At 44.7% G+C, this 736-nt stretch carries 2 protein-coding genes; one reads left to right on the top strand and one right to left on the bottom strand.

From position 1 onward, the window contains the following. On the top strand, positions 1-471 hold a 471-nt coding region (gene yihA, locus A3739_RS00545), incomplete at its 5' end, for a ribosome biogenesis GTP-binding protein YihA/YsxC (protein WP_068499755.1). On the opposite strand, the gene A3739_RS00540 is transcribed toward yihA, so the two are convergent. After that, a partial coding sequence (locus A3739_RS00540) for a TetR/AcrR family transcriptional regulator (protein ID WP_304440231.1) occupies positions 468-736 on the bottom strand: 269 nt, incomplete at its 5' end. The genes yihA and A3739_RS00540 overlap by 4 nt on opposite strands.

Genomic DNA, 736 nt, shown 5'->3' with positions numbered 1-736 from the left:
AGTAAAACACCTGGTCGCACGCAACTGATCAATTTCTTCTCCCTAGATATAGAAGGCGTGCGCTTGGTCGACTTACCGGGTTACGGCTATGCAAAAGTGTCCCTAGACATGAAGGAAGCATGGGGACGCCACCTTGAAGATTACCTTCAAAACAGAGACAGCCTAGTAGGCTTAGTGCTGATTATGGATATCCGAAAGCCCCTTACAGAGTTCGACACGATGCTGCTCGACTGGAGCAAAAAGAGCGAACTCAGTACAACCATTCTTTTGACGAAAGCAGACAAATTGAAATATGGGCCAGCTAAAACTGTTCTCTTACAGGTACGCAAAGCACTGGAAGATCACGGTTTTATCAATGATATTTTGTTGTTTTCGAGTTTGAAAGGAACAGGCGTCAAAGAAGCGAGAAACGCATTAAACCGAAATTTCTCGCACTTTTTGGAAGATGAAGAAGAAAGTACAGAAAGCTAAACGCCTGGCAGAACCTCATCGAAGCAATAACCCTCTTGAAGCTTGGCAAGCTCAGCTTGCTCAGGCTCTCTTAAATGCGGAACGATAAAGTCTAAGACTTGATACACACCATGCTGAATAGCTTTAGGGTTACTTTCGCGATCTTCTTGCGTACCATGCATCGTCTTAAGAAGGGTCATCCAATTCGTCACAATCAGCCATACGTTCAAGGCTTTAGACTGACGCTGCTGTTCCGTCTGCCTTGAGAAAATCTCACTCAACTCTA

It is taken from the genome of Oleiphilus sp. HI0067, assembly GCF_001635735.1.
Note: the sequence above shows the minus strand (reverse complement) of the source record. Positions and strands in the feature narration are given on the sequence as shown.